We start from the raw sequence: 18,128 nt of genomic DNA on the forward strand, positions 1-18,128 counted from the left end.
GGGAGAGAAAAAAATCCGCGGCCAGGATCTTCGTGCCGGACGATTGCCACTTGTCATCCGGTGCCGTTGCATCCGTGTTATAGCGCGGCTTTGCCGAAATAGTCCGAAGGCCCGGCCGAGGGGGCAGCATGAGGGAGGGGGGCGGGACCGCGGGCGCGGTCCCGGAAGGCATGGCGGCGTTGAGCGGCCTTAGCGGATATGAACCACTTTATGGGTCTGCACCGACAAGCGCCATTGCGGATGCGCCATGCAGTAGGCGATGGCGGCGCGGGTGTTGGCGGCGAGGTCGGGGCCGTCCATCGGCTGCAGATAGAAGGTGGCGAAGTCCAGGTGGGCGACGGTTTCCGGCAGCTGGGTCGCTTGCGGATAGACCAGCTTCAGCTCGTCGCCGCTGCGTTGTTTCAATTCGGCGCCGGCCTTCGGGCTGACGCAGATCCAGTCCAGTCCGGCCGGCGCGGCGACGGTGCCGTTGGTTTCGACGGCGATTTCGAAACCCCGGGCGTGCAGCGCGTCCACCAGCTCCGCATCCAGCTGCAGCAGCGGCTCGCCGCCGGTGCAGACCACATAGGGCGCGCCGCCGGCGTCCTTCGGCCATTCGGCGGCGATGCGGGCCGCCAGCGCGGCGGCGCCGTCGAATTTGCCGCCGTCGGGGCCGACGCCGACGAAATCGGTGTCGCAGAACTGGCAAACGGCCTTGGCGCGGTCCTCCTCGCGGCCGGACCACAGATTGCAGCCGGCGAAGCGGCAGAACACGGCCGCGCGGCCGGCCTGACGGCCCTCGCCTTGCAGCGTGTAGAAGATTTCCTTGACGGTATAAGTAGTCACAGCGTTTTCTCGCGGGTCACAACAAGGGCCAGCGCATGTCCTGGCGGAAATGCAGAGACACGCCGGCCTGCTCGTCTTCCATCAGGTCGATGCGGGCCAGCTCCGGCACCAGCGGCGCCAACTGGGCGTGCACCCATTCCGCCACCGCGGCGTTGTCGCCGCGGCGCAGGCCGGGCAGCCGGTCCAGCGGATTGTGGTCCAGCTGGCGGTAGATCGGCTTGAAGCGGTCCTTGACGTCGCCGAAGTCGAGCAGCCAGCCCATCGTGCGGTCTATGTCGCCGGCCAGCATCAGCCGCACCAGATAGCTGTGGCCGGTGTAGGCGCCGTCGGCGCCGAAAGGCATCGCGCTTTCGAAACGCTGTTCCTTCCAGATGCGGAAGCGCTGGCCGTCGAACTGGCTGCCGGCGCTGTGCGTCTCGCGGACCTCGACCCAGGCGAGGCCGGGCACGGCGTTGTGCAATTCCCGGTACAGCCACTGGGCCAGCACCTCGCTGGTGGGGTTGTCCAGGCCGTCGATGTCGTTCAGGTAGCGGTGGTTGAGCCGCTGATGCAGCGGGGCCCAGGCGCGGGCCAGATCGTGCTGGCCGCTCAGGGCGGCGTCGGCGACGATGCGCACGCCGAAGCCGTGGCCGTGCAGCCGTCCGCATTTGTGGCCGGGCGGCACATGCGGCAGATGATGGGCGGCCTCGAACGACGCGTTCAGCCAGCTGAGCGCGCGGGCGCCGTCCAGCATCACGCCGCGGTCGGGCGCGCCCTGCAGCATGACGGCCGCCGGGCGGGGCAGCGCGCCGGCGATGTGGCGCGCCAGCGCCAGGTCGTCGCAGGCGGGCAGGACGGCGTTCAGGTCGGCGTAGTCCAGCGGCGCCGCCGCGGCTTGCACGGCGGCCTGCAGCGCGGCCTGGTCGAGGCCTTGCGCCTCGCTGCGGACGGTGACGCGGAAACTGTGGCCATGGGGCCGCGCGGCCTTGCCGGGGTCGGCAGGCAGCCGCCGGGCCGCCTCGAAGCCGGCGCCGGCGATCAGATAACAGGCGTGCATATCAATTTCCCCGCGCAGTCGTCCGGCAGCGTTCGACCAGCGGATCGGCGACGCCGGCGGCGGCGAAGCCCTGGGCGCGCAATTCGCATGACGCGCAGCGGCCGCAAGGCGGCACCTCGCCGTTGTAACAGGTGTGACTCCAGGACAGGGCTTCCATCGCGCCCACCTGTTGCGCCAGTGTGACAGTCTGGGCCTTGGACATATACATCAGCGGCGCATGCAGCTCGACCCGGCTGTCCATGCCCAGCCGCAACGCCACCTCCAGCGCTTTCAGCGTGTTCTCGCGACAGTCGGGGTAGCCGGAATAGTCGGTCTGGGCGACGCCGGTCACCAGATGGCGCGCGTCGCGGGTATAGGCGAAGGCGGCGGCGAAGGTCAGGAAGATCAGGTTGCGGCCCGGCACGAAGGTGTTGGGCAGCGCGTCGTCGGCGCGGGTGCCGGTTTCCGGCGCGATGGCGGCGTCGGTCAGCGCGTTGCCGCCGATGGCGGCGAAAGTGTCGATGGGCAGCACGGTCTGGCGCACGCCGGCGAGCGCGGCGATCTTGCGCGCGGCGTCCAGCTCGACGCGATGGCGCTGGCCGTAGTCGAAGGTCACCGCCTCGACATTGGCGGCGCCGAAGCGTTGCAGCGCCCAGTAAAGGCAGGTGGTCGAGTCCTGGCCGCCCGAGAGCACCACCAGGGCTTTTTCATTAGATGCTTGATTCATATTCCGTCGAGAACAGTCGAGGGTTTGTGACGGCGCGTCGGGATCGGTCTCACCCGCCGCGCAAACCACTGATTTTAACCCACTATAGACCTGGCGGGTGAGGGGATGGGGTTGTGGCTAAAATATGACATATGGCATATGCGCAACGAGGGGATTTTTTTTGATTGCGATCATGACATGTTCATGCAATTAATGATCTGTGCATGATGACTGTGCACTTTATAACTTTTCGTGATGTACAAAGCATCCTGACAACAAAGGGAAAACAATATGGACAAGAGATTGCCAATCGCCGCCGCAGCGTTGCTGCTGGTCGCTTCCGCCGCCCACGCCGCCGACCTGCAGGTCAGCCTGGGACAACCTGTGGTCAGCGCGGCCCAGGACGTCGACGTGACGGTCAGCTATCGCAATACCGGCAAGGAGACGCTGCATGTCTACCGCTGGTTCGTGCCGGCGCAGCAGTTGCAGGAACAGTTTCTGGCGGTGAGCGTGGACGGCAAGCCGGCGGAATACCTGGGACCGCGTTACAAGCGGGTGGTGCCGTCGCTGCGCGATACGGTGGCGCTGGCTCCGGGCGCTTCGCTGAACGCCAAGGTGAGGGTGTCGGACTACTATGATCTGTCGAAGGCGGGCAAGCTGAGCGTGCGCTTCGAAAGCAGCGGCGGCAAAGTGCTGAACCGCAGCCTGCCGGCCGGCGTCAGCGCCAAGCAGGCCGCCCAGCCGCAGCAGGACGAGGCCATCGTCTCCAATGCGGTCGGCGCCTACAGCGCCGGCAAGGTCAGCCCGCTGCTGCAGCGTTCGCAGGCCGCCAAGCTGGAGTGGCAGGCGCTGGCCCGCAGCGCGGTCAGCGGCGTGACCTATGCCGGCAATTGCTCGGTCACCCAGCAGAACCAGTCCCGGGACGGCGTGACCGCCGCCGGCTCGATGGCCGATGACGCCAACGCCTATCTGAACGGCACGCCGTCGGGCACGCCGCGCTACGTGACCTGGTTCGGCAAGTACAGCCAGGCAAACTGGAGCACCGCCAAGGCCCATTACGTCAAGATCAAGGACGCGCTGGACACCAAGCCGATCAAGCTGGATTGCAGCTGCACCGACGGCGGCACCTATGCCTACGTCTATCCGTCGCAGCCGTACACCGTCTATCTGTGCGGAGCGTTCTGGACGGCGCCGACCAAGGGCACCGACTCCAAGGGCGGCACGCTGGTGCACGAGTTGTCGCACTTCACCGTGGTGGCGGGCACGCAGGACCATGTCTATGGTCAGGCCGGCGCCAAGAATCTGGCCAAGAGCAGCCCGTCCCAGGCGCTGGACAACGCCGACAACCACGAGTACTTCGCCGAGAACACCCCGGCGCAGCAGTAAGCGCTTGAGCTAGGCCAGGCGGCGCTTCCCGGTTGGGGAGCGCCGCCGTTTTCGTTCAGGCGTAGCGACGCGCGGCATTCCTGCCCGGCGTGTCGTATTATGGGAGTGCCGGGCCGCGCCGAACATTGGCCGCTCCGGTTCGTCCGCGCCCGAGGCGGCGCCGTCCCCGGCGGGGACTCGCCGTCGATGCGCCGCTGCATCGCTTGGAGGAAGTGATGTCGTCGACGTCCATCTTGCTGGTAGAAGATAGCGCTACCAACCGTTATTTCATCGAGCAGTTCGTCATGGAGCTGGGCTATCGCTGCGTGTCGGCCAAGAATGGCCGGGAGGCGGTCGAGTATTGCCGGGACACGACGCCCGACCTGATCCTGATGGACGTGATCATGCCGGAGATGGACGGGTTGCAGGCGACCGCCGAGTTGCGGAGGATGTTCGGCGAACACTGGGTGCCCATCATTTTCCTGACCAGTCTGAACGAGCTGGAAAGCGTGGTCGAGGGGCTGAAGGCCGGCGGCGACGATTATCTGGCCAAGCCGGTCAGCTTCGACCTGCTGTCCGCCAAGATCCAGGTCTTCCTGCGCATCGCCGAAATGCAGAACCAGATCAACCAGGATGCGATCCGCCTCGAGAAGTACTATCGCGAGAACGAGATGGAGCAGCAACTGGCGCTGGAGCTGATGGAGCGGCTGATCCACCAGCGCGCCTCGATGCCGGCCCATATCTGGCAGTATCTGAATCCGGCCGCCAATTTCAACGGCGACCTGATCATCGTCAGCCAGCCGCCGTCAGGCGGCGAGCACATCATGTTGGCCGATTGCACCGGCCACGGCCTGACCGCCGCGATCAGCGCGTTGCCGGCGATAGACTGCTTCTACGAAATGACCCACGCCGGATGCGCGATGACCGAGATCGCCCGCGGCGTCAATCAGAAGCTGCACCGGCTGCTGCCGGGCGGCCGCTTCGTCGCCGCGTCGCTGATCGAGATCGCGCCGGCCGGCGACGAGATCCGCATCTGGAACGGCGGCGTGCCGTGCGTGCTGCTGTTCGACGAGCGCGGCGATCTGGTCGCGCGTTGCCCGTCCCATCATCCGCCGCTGGGCATCCTGCCGCAGGAGGCCTTCGACGACGCGGTGCAGGTGCTGCCCTGGCGCGCCGGGCAGGCCCTGGTGGTCAGCTCGGACGGCATCACCGAGGCCAAGGACGGGGGCGGGGCGATGTTCGGTCTGCCGGGCGTCGAGGCCGCGGTGCGAGCCGGCTGGCCGGACCGCATCGGCGACGCGGTGCTGGAGGCGGTCAAGGCCCATATGCTGGGCGGTGCCGCCAGCGACGACGTTTCGCTGCTGGTGGTCAGCCATCCAGGCGTTTAGCCTGCGGCAGAAAACCACCGCTGCCGCAAAAAGATCGTGAACAGGTTCTTAGACCGCGCAGACCCGGCCGCGCCCCGTCCCCTTGGCCAGATATAGCTGGTCGTCTGCCAGTTCTATCAGCTGCCGGCTGTCGGAATCGGCTTCCGGTTCGATCGCGGCGACGCCCAGGCTGAGGGTGACGCAAGGCGAGACGTCGGAGGCGGAATGCTCGATCTGCAGTTCGCGCACCGCCGCCTCGATCCGGATGGCCACCGATACCGCGCCGGCCAGGGTGGTTTCCGGCAACAGGCAGGCGAACTCCTCGCCGCCGAAGCGGGCCGCCAGGTCGTATGGCCGATGGGCCTGTTCCTGCAAGGCGGCCGCCACTTGCCGCAGGCACTGGTCGCCGGCGCTGTGGCCATAGCAGTCGTTGTACTTCTTGAAGTGATCGACGTCGGACAGGATCAGCGCGATGGTGGCGCCGCTGCGCTGGCAATGCCGCCAGGCCTGATCCAGTCTTTCGTCGAACAGCCTGCGGTTGGCGATGCCGGTCAGTCCGTCGGTGAAGGCCAGCGAGCGCAGTTGATCGGCCTGGAACTTCAAGGTCAGGTGGGCGTTGACCCGGTTGCGCAGCGTGGCGGGAATCACCGGCTTTGTGACGAAATCCACCGCGCCGGCTTCCCAGCAGGCGATTTCCTGTTCCTGCCCCTGATGGCCGGTGACGAAAATGATGGGGATGCCGCTGGTGTCCGGCGCGCCCTTCAGATGGCGGCACACGTCCATGCCGCTCATGCCCGGCATTTCGATGTCCAGCAGCACCAGGTCCGGCGGCGTGGCGCGACAGAAGGCGAGGGCCTGCTCGCCGTTGGTGGCCATGAAGACATCGTGTTCCGGGTTCAATATCTGATTGGCCACCATGATGTTGGTGGGCTGATCGTCCACCACCAGGATGCGGCCGCGGCGGTCGTCCTGCTGGGAGAAGGCGGGAGAGCGGTTCATGGCTGGTCGACTTTCTGCTGTCCGAGGATGTCGTCGCACAGGCGGGCGGCGGCGGCGAAATCCATTTGCATGATGGCGTCGGAGAGGGCACCGAATTGTTGCGGCATGGTGTCCTGGTAACGCTGCTGCAACTGGTTGAAGGTTTGCAGCGCCTCCAGATTGGCCTCGTTCAGCAAGCGTCGCAGCGCCGACAGCTCGCGGCTCAGATCCTCGTTCGCCTGCGGTGGCGGCGTCGATGGCCGCGGAGCGGATGCCAGCAGCTGTCCGGCCAGCTCCCGCGCGGCGGCGGCGGCTTGCGGCGCCGCCTGCCGCAGCGCGGCGAAATCGTCGGGCCACGGCTGGGACGGGTCGCGCAGCGTCTTTTCGGCGGCGGCGGCGTCGGCCGACAGCGCTTCGGCGCCGACGGTGGCGGCCAATCCCTTCAGCGTGTGCAGGGTCTGCACCGCCGGCTCGCGCTGCCGCTGCTCGGCGGCGGTCTGCAGCGTCGCGATCAAGCCCTGGACTTCGTCGGCGAAGCTGAGCAGGGTGCGGCGGTAGATTTCCTGGTTGCCGCCGAAGCGGGGGAGCGCGGCCCGGCTGTTCAGCAGGCCGGCGTCGGCCGCCGGCGGCGGCTGGATCGATGCCGGCGGCGGCTCCGCCGGCATCGTGTCGGCGCCGCCGGTATGTCTATGGATCACGCTGACCAGTTGCCCCAGGTCGAACGGCTTGCCGACGTGGTCGTTCATGCCGGCTTCCAGCGCGGCCTCCTTGTCGGCCGGCATCACGTTGGCGGTCATCGCGATGATGGGCAGCTGCTCGGCGGAGAAGCTGGCGCGGATCAGCCGGGTGACGGTGTAGCCGTCCATGTCCGGCATCTGGATGTCCATCAGCACCAGATCGTATAGCGGCGAGGCTTTCTGCACCGCCACCAGCGCGTCCTGGCCGCAGTCGGCGACATCGATGGCCGCGCCCTCGTTGCTCAGCAGCTCGCGCGCCACCTGCTGATTGGTCGGGTTGTCCTCGACCAGCAGCAGGCGCAGTCCGGCCAGCCGCGGTTCGATATGCGGGGCGCGCGTCGGCAGCGGGGCCGGCTGGCCGTGGCTGGCGTGGGCGTCGGCCACGGCGTCGAACAGCATCGACGCGGTCACCGGCTTGATCAGGAAGCTGTCGAAGATGCCCGGTTGCTGCTTCTGGCGCTGGGCGAACAGCTCGCGGCCGTAGGCGGTGACCATCACGATCACCGGCGTGTGGCGGCCGCTCTGCATCCGGCGCAGCCGGCTGCAGGTTTCCCAGCCGTCCATGCCGGGCATGCGCCAGTCCACCAGCACGATGTCGTAGTCCGCCCCGTCCGGGCGGGCCTCCACCAGTTCCAGCGCTTCCTCGCCGCTGCCGGCGACATCGACCTGCCAGCCGAAGGAGCGCAGGATGGCGCTTTGCGCCTGGCGGGCGCTGTCGTTGTCCTCGATGACCAGGCAGCGCAGGTTTTGCAGCGAAACCACGCCGGTCGCGGCGGCCGCTTGCGGCGGATCGGCCGCCTCGCAGGCGATCTCGAAGCTGAACACGCTGCCCTGGCCCTGCGTGCTCTCCACGCTCAGCTGGCCGCCCATCAGCGTCACCAGGCGCTGGCTGATGGCGAGGCCTAGCCCGGAGCCGCCGTAGCGGCGGGCGGTCGAGGTTTCCGCCTGGGAAAAGCCCTCGAAGATGCGCTGGCACTGTTCCGGCGAGATGCCGATGCCGGTGTCGCGCACCGCGAAGGCGATGCGGATCCGGCCCTCCTCTTGCTGCAGCAGGCGGGCGGACAACACCACCTCGCCCTGTTCGGTGAACTTGATGGCGTTGCCGGACAGATTGATCAGCACCTGTTGCAGCCGCAGCGCGTCCGAGACTATCCATTCGGGCAGGGCCGGGTCGATGTCGAACAGCACTTCGACGTCCTTGTTGCCGACATTGGCCGACAGGATGACGCCGATGTCGCGCAGCAGCTTGTCGATGCTGAACGGGTGCGGGTCCAGCGTCAGCTTGCCGACCTCCACCCGGGAGAAGTCGAGAATGTCGTTCAATATGCCCAACAGCGTGCGCGCCGCCGACATGGCTTTTTCGGTGTAGTCGGCCTGGCGGATGTCGAGGCCGGTCTGCTGCAGCAGTTGCAGCATGCCGAGCACCGCGTTCATCGGCGTGCGGATCTCATGGCTCATATTGGCCAGAAATTCCGATTTGGCGCGGCTGGCGCTGTCGGCGGCGGTCTTGGCTTCCAGCAGCCAGTTCTCCTGCTCGCGCTGCAGCGTCACGTCCCGGTTGATGGCCAGCATGCGGCTGGGCTTGCCGCCCGGGCCGTATTCGATCAGCGCGGCTGCCTGCACGTAGCGGATCTCGCCGTCCTGGCGGACGATGCGGAAGGTCGGGTTGAAGACGTCGCCGCCTTCCAGCGCGGCCTGCAATTGGTGTTCGACCGTCGCCACATCGTCCGGATGGATGCGGGCGCGCCAGTGGTTGTAGTAGAGGCCGAATTGCTGGAAGGAGCGCGGGATGTCGTAGATCTCGAACATGCGCTCGTTCCATTCCAGCGCGTCGCTGTCTATCTGCCAGCTCCAGATGCCCAGTTCGGCCACCTCGGCGGCCTTGACCAGCTGGTCGCGGGCCGATTCCAGATTGCGTCTGTCCTCCTCGCGCTGGGTGATGTCGGAGGCGATGCCCAGATAGCCGGTGATGTCGCCGACCTCGTTCTCCAGCCGCGACACGGTCAGCTGCGCCGGCAGCTCGCGGCCTCCGCGGCGGACATAGGTCCATTGCCGCTCGTCGGTCGTCTGGTGGCGCAGCCGGGCGACGATGGCGTCGAAGCCGGCCGCGATTTCCTCGCCCAGCTCCGCCGTTTGCCTGGCGGCCTCGGCCTCCAGTTCGGCCGCCAGATGGAAGGACGCCATCGACGCCTTGCCTATCATGTCGTCGGCGAGATAGCCCAGCATCCGTTCCGCCGCCGGATTGAACAGCGTGACGGTGCCATCGGTGTCGGTGGCGATGATGGCGTAACCGGCGCTGGCGAGGATCGCGTTCTGCAAGGCCGAGTAGATGCGGATCTGGCTGGTGCGCTCTTCCACCTGCTGCTCCAGCGAGGCGTTCAACTCGCGGATGCGCTTCTCTATCGCCTTCTGTTCGGTGATGTCGCGTATCGTCAGCGCGACGCCGCCGATCTCGCCGTGGGCGCGCCGGATCGGCGACAGCGTGATGGCGACGTCGAGCAGCTGGCCGTCGCGGGTGCGGTAGACGGTGTTCAGGCAGTTCTGGACGCCGCCCTCCACCGCCTGCTTCAGCAGCGCGGCGTCTTCGGCCTCGCCGCCGGGAGAGGCGATCAGATCGGTCAGCCGGCGATCCAGCGCTTCTGCCGGCGGATAACCGAACATCTTGTCGGCGCCGTGGTTCCAACTGGTGACCACGCCGTCCGGCGAGCAACCGACGATGGCGTCGTAGGAGCTGTCGACGATGGCGGCCAGCTCGGCCTGGCGCGCGCCGGCCTGGCGGTATTTTCTCAGGTAGAGCAGGGAAACGGCGCCGATCAGCGCGAACATGGCCACCATCGTGGCCAGCGTGGCCGATCGGGTGGCGGCCACGATGCCGGCCACCGCGGAGTCGGGCAGCACGGCGAAGACCTGGCAGTAGTGGCCGGGCGTGGCGGTGGAGAACGGCACCCTGAACGAACGGGCGTAGGCGATGCCGTGCGGCGAGGTATAGGTCGGCAGGCTGGCCGGCTGGCCGATGCCGGGCGGCACCGGGTGGAAATCGTCCTGCCAGCGCCAGTTTTGGCCGCGCTCGAAGCCGAAGGTGCGTTTCGGGTCCGGCTGCAGCAGATAGTCGCCGCGCTGGTTGGCCAGATAGATGCGCAATTCGACCGGGATGCTTTGCGTCAGCGAAGCCAGCAGCGCGCTGGCGTTGAAATTGATGACGACCACGCCGAATACCTTGCCGGCGAGGTCGTAGATAGGGGTGGCGACCCTCAGCGTCGGCACCGGCCGGCCGCCGGCCTGGCGCTGATGGCGGGCGCCGCTGTCCAGGTCGGAGAAGTAGACCTGGCCCGGTTTTAGCTTGACGGTCTGCTGCACGTAATCGCGCGCGCCTCGTTGCGGGATGTCGACGGTGGGAATGGCGGAGATCCGTCCCTGGTCGTCGCGTTCTATCCGCACCAGCTCGCGACCGCCGTCGGCGACGCCGATGAAGCGGATGGACGAGAATTCCGGATTCGAGGCGAGGAAGGCGTGGAAGACCGCGCTGAGGCGGCCGTGCCAGGCGGAGGCGGTGGAGTTCTCCTGCGGATCGACGCCGCCGTGCGCGCTGGCGCGCATCAGGCCCAGCACCGGCGGCGTGGCGCTGAGGAACAGCACGTCGCGTTCCAGCTGGTCGAACTGCTGACGCAGTATGGCGTTGCGGGTCTGGGTGACGTAGCCCAGCCGGGTCTGGTAGGCGTCGAGCAGCTGCTGGCGCTGATGCAGGCCGGTCTGAAACACCACGACCGCGGTGACGACGACCGCGGTGCTGATGAAACCGATTACCAGGCGCCATTCGTGTCTGAGCCAGGCGGCGGGGCGGAAAAGGGGCAAGATGCAGCTCCTGGAGCGGGTTCGAGGAGGCGTGGCCTGTCGGTCCAATTATAGGAAGCGGCGCGCCTCATTCAAATTGCATCCGCGTCGGCGCCAGGGGACGGCGGCGGTGCGACGCTTGATGTGAACAGGCCCCGCGGATGGTTTCGCGGGGCCCGTCGTGTCAGCGCAGCTGCCTCCACAGGAAGGCGTATTCCATGGCCGCGATTCTGGCCTCCTCCTCGTGGTTGGCGGCGGCGCCGTGACCGCCCTCGGTGCGCTCGTAGTAACGGACATCGGCGCCGATCGCCTTCATCGCCGCGAACATCTTGCGGGCGTGGCCCGGATGGACGCGGTCGTCCAGCGTCGAGGTGACGAATAGCGTGGCCGGGTACTTGGTGCCGGGGCGGATGTTCTGATACGGCGAATAACGCTTGATATAGGCCCAGTCCTCGGGCTGGTCCGGATTGCCGTATTCATCCATCCAGCTGGCGCCGGCCAAGAGCTTGTTGAAGCGCCGCATGTCCAACAGCGGCACCTGGCAGACGATGGCGTGGAACAGCTGCGGATACTTGGTCAGCATCACGCCCATCAGCAAGCCGCCGTTGCTGCCGCCCTTGATGCCGAGGTGGCGGGCGTCGGCGATGCCGCGCTGGCCCAGATCCTTGGCGATCGAGGAGAAGTCGTCGTAGGCCTTCTGGCGATTGTGCTTCAGCGCCGCTTCGTGCCAGGCCGGACCATATTCGCCGCCGCCGCGGATATTGCCGAGCACGTAGACGCCGCCCCGATCCAGCCAGGCCTTGCCCAGCGCGCCGCTGTAATAGGGCGTCATCGACACTTCGAAGCCGCCGTAGCCGTACAGCAGCGTCGGGTTCTTGCCGTCCAGCTTCAGATTCTTGCGCGCCACCACGAAGTAGGGCACGCGGGTGCCGTCGTCGGAGCGGGCGAAGAACTGCTGGATGCGGTAGGGCTTGGCGTCGAAAAAGGCCGGCTGCTGCTTCAGCGGCTCGCGCGCGTCGCTGCCGGCGTGGGCCAGCGACAGCGCGGTCGGCGTCAGGAAGTCGGTGAAGGTGAAGAAATAGTCGTCGGAGTTGTCGCTGTCGACGGCGCTGACGCCTATGCTGCCGTAGCCGGGCGCGGCCACCGGGCGCGACTGCCATTTGCCGTCGGCCACTTTCCATTCGACCAGCCGGCTCTTGACGTTGTCGAGCACCGTCAGGATCAGCGCGTCGCGGGTGTCGGCGCTGTCGGCCAGCGAGGTGGAGGCGCTGGGCTGGAACAGCGGGGCGAAATCGCGCTTGCCCTGCAGATAGTCGTCCAGTTTGACGGCCAGCAGGCTGCCGGCCTTCCAGTCATGACCGCCGACGCTCCAGTCCTGGCGCGGTTTCAGCAGCAACCAGGGGCCGTGGAAGCTGACTTCGGCGTGGCCGGGTTTGTCCAGCTTCTGCCACTTGCCGTCCTGCAGCAGGTAGACGTCGTTGCTGAAGAAGCTGGAGCCTTGGGTGATCAGGTCGTAGCGATGGCCGGCGCTGTCGACGCGGCCGGCGCTGACCGAGATGTCGGACGGTTTGCCCTCGAGCAGTGTCGCGGCTTCGGCCAGCGCTTGGCCGCGCTTCCATTCCTTGACGATGCGCGGGTAGCCGGAGTTGGTCAGCGAGCCGCTGCCGAAATCGGTGGCGACATACAGCGCGTCGCGGTCCTTCCAGTGGACTTCGCTCTTGGCTTCCGGCACGACGAAGCCGCCGTCGACGAAACGTTTGGCCGGCAGGTCGAACTCGCGCACCACCGCGGCATCGCCGCCGCCGCGGCTCAGGCGCACCAGGCAGCGGTCCTGCTTGGGCTTGACGCAGTCCGCGCCCTGCCATACCCAGTTTTCCTTTTCGTCGCGGGCCAGCTTGTCCAGGTCCAGCACCGTTTCCCAGGCCGGCTTGGCCTTGCGGTATTCGTCCAGCGTGGTGCTGCGCCACAGGCCGCGCGGATGTTCGGCGTCGCGCCAGAAGTTGTAGTAGCGCTCGCCTATCTTTTCGATGGAGGGGATGCGGGCGCCGGAATCGAGAATGGCGAGGATGTCGCGCTTCAGTTGCGGAAAGCTTTTCCAGCCGTCGGCTTCCTTGGCGGTCTGCGCGTTCTGCTGGTGAACCCATTGCAGCGCGTCCTTGCCCTGCACGTCCTCCAGCCACAGATAGGGGTCGTCGGCCGCATGGCACTGCGCGGCCAGCAGCAGGGCTGCGGACGCGAGCAGTCTGGTCTTCATGATGTTCTCCTGAGTGCGGAGCCCTTGCCGCCGGCGCGGCCGGCGTGCAGGGCGTCCTGTTGTCGCGGCGCGCCGCTTGCGGCGGCGGGCCAGTCCCAGACTGTAGCGCGTTTCAAATCCTATTGTCATCATCGCGACGCGCCGCTTCACCCGGTTTCCTCGTCGATCGGCTTCGCGCCTCAGCAGTCCCCCGTCCACAGCGCCGGCCGGCGTCCCGCCCACGGCAGGCTGCGCTCCAGCTGGCCGGCCATCCGGAACAAGGCGTCCTCCCGTCCAGCCGGCGCGACGAATTGCATGCCGACCGGCAGGCCCGACGGCGGGTCCTGGAAAAGCGGAACCGACATGGCCGGCACGCCGGCGGCGTTGAAGACCGGGGTGAACGGCGAGCCGCCGATCACGCGTTCGGTCCACTGGTGGCCGTCCATCGTTTCCGCGCCGACGGCATAGCTGCCCAGCGGCGGGGCCAGCTCGGGCAGCGTCGGCGTCAGCAGCAGATCGTAGCGGCTGAAGAAGGCCGCTACGCCGCGGGTGACGGCATTGCGCAGGTCCAGCGCCCGCACGATCTCGACGCCGCGGATCTCGCGGCCGGTGCGATAGACGGCGAGCGTCTGCGGTTCCAGCGTGGAGAGATCGATCCGGCGCCCGGTCGCGGCGGCCATATCGTCTATCCAGGCGGCGATATTGGCGGCCCACAGCACCGAGCTGGCATCGACGAAGCTGTCCCAGCTGCAGCCCAGCGGAAGTTCCGCTTCCTCGACGATGTGGCCGAGCGATTCGCACAAGCGCATCGCGTCGGCAAGATGTCCGAGTATCGATGGCGCGGTGCGCTTGCCGCCCCAGGCTTGCGGCATCACGGCTATCCTCAGCCGGCCGGGCTCGGCGCCGACTTGCGCGAGATAGCTGCCGGCGGGTTCGGCGATGGCGAACGGTTGCCCGCCGTCGGCGCCGTGCGCGGCGTCCAGCAGCGCGGCGCTGTCGCGTACCGAGCGGCTGACGCCCAGCTGCGCGGCGAGCCCGTGGATGGCCTCGTCCAGCGCCGGCCCGTTGGACACGCGGCCGCGCGTCGGCTTCAGTCCGAACACGCCGGAGGCGGCGGACGGGATGCGGATCGAGCCGGCCGCGTCGGTCGCGTGGGCCAGCGGCACGATGCCGGCGGCCACCGCCGCCGCGGCGCCGCCGCTGGAGCCGCCGGCGCCGTGCGCCGCGTTCCAGGGATTGCGGGTCGGGCCGCAGAGCGCGGACTCGGTGGTGCCGCTCCAGGCGAACTCGGGCGTGGTCGTCCGTCCCAGCGTCGCCAGTCCGGCCTCGCGAAAGCGCCGCATCAGGATGGAGTCGGCCGCGGCGGTGTAGCCTTGCGCCAGCCGGCTGCCGAATTCTATCTTCCTGCCGGCCATGGTCACGCCGACATCCTTGATCAGGAAGGGCACGCCAGCGAGCGGCGAGCCGCGCTCCATCGCCTGGGCGATGCCGGACAGCTCGGGCTGCCAGGTTTCGATGACCGCGTTGATCCGCGGATTGACCGACGCGCATGCCCGCAGCGCCGCGTCGGCGAGTTCCCGCGGGCTGACTTCCCCGCGCGCGACCAGCTCGCCCAGGCCCACCGCGTCGTACTGCGCATATTCCGAAAGCTTCATCATCGACCTCCATTGAACGCGTCGCGGCTCGACATGAGCCCGATAGCGATGATACCGTTCGGTATCAATGGTGAGCATGATGATACCGATCGGTATCATCGTCAAGACGGAGAAAGAATAATGAGCGACAAAAAAGCGGCCGGGCCTGCCGCGCCGCCGCGGGAACGGCTGCTGGCCGCCGCCGGCGAGCTGTTTTACAACGATGGCATCCGGGCGACCGGCGTCGAGGCGATCGCGGCCCGCGCCCAGACCACCAAGATGGCGCTCTACCGCCACTTCCAGTCCAAGGACGCGCTGCTGGCCGAGTGGTTGCGCCAGGTGATAGACGGCTATTGGCGGGCGTTCGACGCCATCGAGGCCGCCCACGCCGGCGATCCCCGCGGCCAGATTCTCGGATGGGCGGCCTTTTTCGCCGACGACGCCGGCGCCTGGTCGCATCGCGGCTGTCCGTTCATCAATTCGATCGCGGAGCTGCCGGACAGCGAGCACGCCGGCCGCAAGCTGATCGCGGAATACAAGACGCGCCAGTGGCGGCGGCTGGCGGACCTGTGCGCGGCCGCCGGCCTCGCGGCGCCGGAGGACACGGCGAGCGAGCTGATGCTGGTGTTGGAGGGCGCGCAGGTCGCCGCGCAGAACCGGTCTATCGACGATGTCGGGACGCGGCTGATGCGGATCGTCGGCGCGATCGTCGAACGGCAGGCGAAGGCGCTGAGCGGGGAATGAGAAGCCCCGCCGACGGCGGGGCTGGCTGGCGGAGGCTTACAGCGCGGGGTAGTCGGTATAGCCTTCCGCGCCGCCGCCGTAGAAGGTTTCCGGTTTCGGCGGGTTCAGCGGGGCATTGCGCTTCAGCCGCTCCACCAGGTCCGGATTGGAGATATAGCTGCGGCCGAAGGCGGCGGCGTCGATATAACCCTGGCTCAGCAGCGTCTCCGCCTTTTCCGCGGTATAGCCGCCGGCGCCGATGATCACGCCCGGATAGCGCTGGCGCAGCGAGGCGCGGAAGCCGTCGTCGAGCTTGGGGCCGCCGGCCCAGTCCGGCTCGGAAATGTGCAGGAAGGCCAGCTTGCGCTTGGCCAGCTGCTCGGCCAGGTACAGCGCCATCTCCAATTGGTCGGTGTTGGTGACGCCGTTGAAGATGCCCAGCGGCGAGATGCGGATGCCGACGTGATCGGCGTCCCATTCGGCCACCACGGCGTCGACGACTTCCAGCAGCAGGCGGGCGCGGTTCTCCACGCTGCCGCCGTAGCGGTCGGTGCGGACATTGGCTTCAGGCGACAGGAACTGGTCCAGCAGATAGCCGTGGGCGCCGTGGATTTCCACCAGGTCGAAGCCGGCGCGGCGCGCATTGTCGGTGGCGCGGCGGTAATCGTCGACGATGTCCTCGATTTCCTCGATCTCCAGCGCGCGCGGGGTGTCGCACTGCTCGCGAACCAGGCTGCCGTCGGCGGCGCGGATATTGGTGCGGCTGTCGGCCTGGATGGCCGACGGGCCGACCGGCGCGTCGCCGTTAGGCTGCAGCGAGCGGTGCGAGATGCGGCCGGTGTGCCACAGCTGCAGCGCGATCCTGCCGCCGTCCCGGTGAACGGCGTCGGTCACTTCGCTCCAGGCGCGGACCTGTTCCTCGCTGTAGATGCCGGGCGCGCCGGCATAGCCCTTGGCGGTGGCGGAGATGTGGGTGCCCTCGGCGACGATCAGGCCGGCGCTGGCGCGCTGACGGTAGTACTCCTTGGCCAGCGGGCCCGGGACGTCGCCCGGTTCGATATTGCGCAGGCGGGTCAGCGGGGCCATCGCCACGCGGTTGGCCAGCGTGATGGCGCCCATGGTCAGCGGGGTGAACAGTTTGTCGGCTTGCATATCGGTTTCCTTGAGAAAGTCGTCGGGATTACTGCTCGAAGCCAAAACCCTGGGCGCGCGCGGCCGGCGCGACCTTGGGGAAATAAACCTGGCGGTAGTAGCGGGCGGTGTTGGCGGTCCACGGCTCGCCGTCGGCGCGGCCGATGTCCTGCCAGTGCCGGCTCAGCGTCTCGTCGTAGGCGGCGATGTGGCCGGCCAGATCGTCGGCGTGGTAGCGCTCGCGGTGGACAAAGCTCGCGCGCGGCAGGCGCGGCTTCTGCTCACTGTCGTCCTTGATGTGGCCGATCACCACGCCGGCTAGCGGAAAGGTCAGTTCCGGTAGCGCCAGCAGGTCTATCATCGCCTGCGGATCGCGGCGGATGCCGCCGATCGGCACCGCGCCCAGGCCGGCGGCGTGGGCGGCGGTGATCAGATTGCCCAACGCGATGCCGGCGTCCACCGAGCCGACGGCGAAGGCCTCGACGCTGTCGTGTATCACCTGCTTCTCGCCGGCCATCTCGACGCCGAGGCGGGTCTTGTGGAAGTCCATCACCACGGCGACGAAGACCGGCGCCTGGGCGATCCACGGCTGGCCGCCGGCGATCTCGGCGATGCGCTGGCGGCGCTCGGCGTCCTGCACCACCACCAGCGAGACTTGCTGGCCGTTGATCGAGGTCGGGCCTTTCCAGGCGGCGTCCAGCACGGCGTCCAGCATTTCCGGCGCCACGGGCTGGTCCCGGTAGCTGCGCACACTGCGGTGGCTGTGCATCAGTTGCAAGGTTTCGTTCATCGGTGACTCCATTCTGAGTAGACCAGTCGTCTAGTATTTGTTTCAAGAAAACCCGCCGGCTGCGGCGGGGCTTGCTTTATCGTTTACAGCTGGCGTTGTCGGGTCGCAGCAGCATGGTCTCGGTCAAGCGGTAGGCGTTGTGCATCGGTTGATCCGAGCGCTGAACCTTGTACAGCAGCGCGCTGCCCACCCACAGGCTGTACAGGCTGGCGGCCAGCTCGTCGGCTTCCAGATAGGTGCACAGGCTGCCTTCGGCCTGGCCGCGGCGTATGGCGTCGGCCAGGCGGGAAATCAGCCGTCCCATGCCTTCGGCCAGCATCTCGCGCATCGGCTCGGACAAGTCCGACACTTCCGCCGCCAGCTTCACCGCCAGACAGGTGTGGCTCTGCTCGGTGCAGCGGTGGGTGTCGAGCCAGCCCTGGAAATAGCGGATCAGGCAATCGCGGGCATTGCCGGTTTCCGGCCGCAGCAGCACTACCAGCCTTTCGTCGTAGCTGAGGAAGTAGCGGCGCAGCATTTCCACGCCATAGCCTTCCTTGGACGGAAAGTAATGGTAGAACGAACCCTTGGGCACGCCGGCGGTGGAGAGTATCTCCGCCAGTCCTACGGCTGCGAAGCCCTTGCCGAGGATGATCTCCTCGCCGGTGGCCAGCAGGTGCTCGCGGGTGTCGGCTGAATGATTGGCGCGTGACATGGATTGAATGCTACTAGACCAGTCGTCTAGTTTCAAGAAAATTATCGGTCCGCCGCCTTGCCGTTGTCGTTTTCATCCCACAGGCGCGCGCTTGACTGC

13 protein-coding genes and 2 pseudogenes are annotated in these 18,128 nt (G+C 67.4%); 3 read left to right on the forward strand and 12 right to left on the reverse strand.

Annotation, left to right across the window (positions count from 1 at the left end; all coding sequences use genetic code 11):
• Positions 1 to 189: 189 nt before the first annotated feature.
• The 5 genes and pseudogenes from queE to queC all read right to left on the reverse strand — a co-directional run bounded on the left by queE (position 190) and on the right by queC (position 2,567).
• Positions 190 to 825 (reverse strand): 7-carboxy-7-deazaguanine synthase, encoded by a 636-nt coding sequence (gene queE, locus CXB49_RS03990; protein ID WP_101707182.1) that lies wholly within the window; start codon positions 823 to 825, stop codon positions 190 to 192.
• Between the two features lie 16 nt (positions 826 to 841).
• Positions 842 to 1,168 (reverse strand): 6-carboxytetrahydropterin synthase, encoded by a 327-nt coding sequence (locus CXB49_RS24325; RefSeq protein ID WP_304441850.1) that lies wholly within the window; start codon positions 1,166 to 1,168, stop codon positions 842 to 844.
• Positions 1,169 to 1,207: 39 nt separating this feature from the next.
• Positions 1,208 to 1,558 (reverse strand): annotated as a pseudogene (locus tag CXB49_RS24330) (6-pyruvoyl tetrahydropterin synthase family protein); the annotation flags it as partial.
• A gap of 93 nt (positions 1,559 to 1,651) precedes the next feature.
• Positions 1,652 to 1,861: pseudogene (locus tag CXB49_RS24335) on the reverse strand (6-carboxytetrahydropterin synthase); the annotation flags it as partial.
• 1 nt (position 1,862) lies between these two features.
• Positions 1,863 to 2,567: a 7-cyano-7-deazaguanine synthase QueC gene (queC, locus tag CXB49_RS04000; protein ID WP_101707184.1), complete on the reverse strand. Its 705-nt coding sequence runs from the start codon at positions 2,565 to 2,567 to the stop codon at positions 1,863 to 1,865.
• 270 nt (positions 2,568 to 2,837) lie between these two features.
• On the opposite strand from queC, the gene CXB49_RS04005 reads away from it, so the two are divergent.
• Both CXB49_RS04005 and CXB49_RS04010 read left to right on the forward strand, forming a co-directional pair.
• Entirely contained in the window at positions 2,838 to 3,932 is a 1,095-nt protein-coding gene (locus CXB49_RS04005) for a M35 family metallo-endopeptidase (protein ID WP_101707185.1), read from the forward strand.
• A 215-nt stretch (positions 3,933 to 4,147) separates the two neighbouring features.
• Positions 4,148 to 5,299, forward strand: coding sequence for a PP2C family protein-serine/threonine phosphatase (locus tag CXB49_RS04010; RefSeq protein WP_101707186.1), 1,152 nt, complete (start codon positions 4,148 to 4,150; stop codon positions 5,297 to 5,299).
• Between the two features lie 48 nt (positions 5,300 to 5,347).
• Here the strand turns inward: CXB49_RS04010 and CXB49_RS04015 are convergent, their stop codons facing one another.
• The 4 genes from CXB49_RS04015 to CXB49_RS04030 all read right to left on the reverse strand — a co-directional run bounded on the left by CXB49_RS04015 (position 5,348) and on the right by CXB49_RS04030 (position 14,712).
• Positions 5,348 to 6,277 (reverse strand): diguanylate cyclase, encoded by a 930-nt coding sequence (locus CXB49_RS04015; RefSeq protein ID WP_101707187.1) that lies wholly within the window; start codon positions 6,275 to 6,277, stop codon positions 5,348 to 5,350.
• Positions 6,274 to 10,845, reverse strand: coding sequence for a response regulator (locus tag CXB49_RS04020; protein ID WP_101707188.1), 4,572 nt, complete (start codon positions 10,843 to 10,845; stop codon positions 6,274 to 6,276). The genes CXB49_RS04015 and CXB49_RS04020 overlap by 4 nt, the downstream gene beginning before the upstream one ends.
• 163 nt (positions 10,846 to 11,008) lie before the next feature.
• Positions 11,009 to 13,078: a prolyl oligopeptidase family protein gene (locus CXB49_RS04025; protein ID WP_101707189.1), complete on the reverse strand. Its 2,070-nt coding sequence runs from the start codon at positions 13,076 to 13,078 to the stop codon at positions 11,009 to 11,011.
• 179 nt (positions 13,079 to 13,257) lie between these two features.
• Positions 13,258 to 14,712 carry an amidase gene (locus tag CXB49_RS04030; protein ID WP_101707190.1) on the reverse strand — a complete coding sequence of 485 codons (1,455 nt, stop codon included), beginning with the start codon at positions 14,710 to 14,712 and terminating at the stop codon, positions 13,258 to 13,260.
• Between the two features lie 120 nt (positions 14,713 to 14,832).
• On the opposite strand from CXB49_RS04030, the gene CXB49_RS04035 reads away from it, so the two are divergent.
• Complete coding sequence (locus CXB49_RS04035; RefSeq protein WP_101707191.1) at positions 14,833 to 15,435, forward strand: TetR/AcrR family transcriptional regulator; 603 nt, start codon at positions 14,833 to 14,835, stop codon at positions 15,433 to 15,435.
• Between the two features lie 36 nt (positions 15,436 to 15,471).
• Here the strand turns inward: CXB49_RS04035 and CXB49_RS04040 are convergent, their stop codons facing one another.
• The 3 genes from CXB49_RS04040 to CXB49_RS04050 form a co-directional block, all read right to left on the reverse strand.
• Positions 15,472 to 16,566 carry an alkene reductase gene (locus tag CXB49_RS04040; protein WP_101707192.1) on the reverse strand — a complete coding sequence of 365 codons (1,095 nt, stop codon included), beginning with the start codon at positions 16,564 to 16,566 and terminating at the stop codon, positions 15,472 to 15,474.
• A 28-nt stretch (positions 16,567 to 16,594) separates the two neighbouring features.
• Positions 16,595 to 17,335 carry an NADPH-dependent oxidoreductase gene (locus CXB49_RS04045; RefSeq protein ID WP_101707193.1) on the reverse strand — a complete coding sequence of 247 codons (741 nt, stop codon included), beginning with the start codon at positions 17,333 to 17,335 and terminating at the stop codon, positions 16,595 to 16,597.
• A gap of 76 nt (positions 17,336 to 17,411) precedes the next feature.
• Positions 17,412 to 18,029, reverse strand: coding sequence for a TetR/AcrR family transcriptional regulator (locus CXB49_RS04050; RefSeq protein ID WP_101707194.1), 618 nt, complete (start codon positions 18,027 to 18,029; stop codon positions 17,412 to 17,414).
• Positions 18,030 to 18,128 lie beyond the last annotated feature (99 nt).

Source organism: Chromobacterium sp. ATCC 53434, assembly GCF_002848345.1.
GTDB lineage: Bacteria > Pseudomonadota > Gammaproteobacteria > Burkholderiales > Chromobacteriaceae > Chromobacterium.

Bases quoted from the DNA above. Each gene is read 5' to 3' on its own strand.
- CXB49_RS04040 (WP_101707192.1), bottom strand. From the start codon at position 16,566: ATGCAAGCCGACAAACTGTTCACCCCGCTGACCATGGGCGCCATCACG.
- CXB49_RS04005 (WP_101707185.1), top strand. From the start codon at position 2,838: ATGGACAAGAGATTGCCAATCGCCGCCGCAGCGTTGCTGCTGGTCGCT.
- CXB49_RS04035 (WP_101707191.1), top strand. From the start codon at position 14,833: ATGAGCGACAAAAAAGCGGCCGGGCCTGCCGCGCCGCCGCGGGAACGG.
- CXB49_RS04050 (WP_101707194.1), bottom strand. From the start codon at position 18,029: ATGTCACGCGCCAATCATTCAGCCGACACCCGCGAGCACCTGCTGGCC.
- queC (WP_101707184.1), bottom strand. From the start codon at position 2,567: ATGAATCAAGCATCTAATGAAAAAGCCCTGGTGGTGCTCTCGGGCGGC.
- CXB49_RS04025 (WP_101707189.1), bottom strand. From the start codon at position 13,078: ATGAAGACCAGACTGCTCGCGTCCGCAGCCCTGCTGCTGGCCGCGCAG.
- CXB49_RS04045 (WP_101707193.1), bottom strand. From the start codon at position 17,335: ATGAACGAAACCTTGCAACTGATGCACAGCCACCGCAGTGTGCGCAGC.
- CXB49_RS04010 (WP_101707186.1), top strand. From the start codon at position 4,148: ATGTCGTCGACGTCCATCTTGCTGGTAGAAGATAGCGCTACCAACCGT.
- CXB49_RS04015 (WP_101707187.1), bottom strand. From the start codon at position 6,277: ATGAACCGCTCTCCCGCCTTCTCCCAGCAGGACGACCGCCGCGGCCGC.
- CXB49_RS24325 (WP_304441850.1), bottom strand. From the start codon at position 1,168: ATGCCTTTCGGCGCCGACGGCGCCTACACCGGCCACAGCTATCTGGTG.
- CXB49_RS04030 (WP_101707190.1), bottom strand. From the start codon at position 14,712: ATGAAGCTTTCGGAATATGCGCAGTACGACGCGGTGGGCCTGGGCGAG.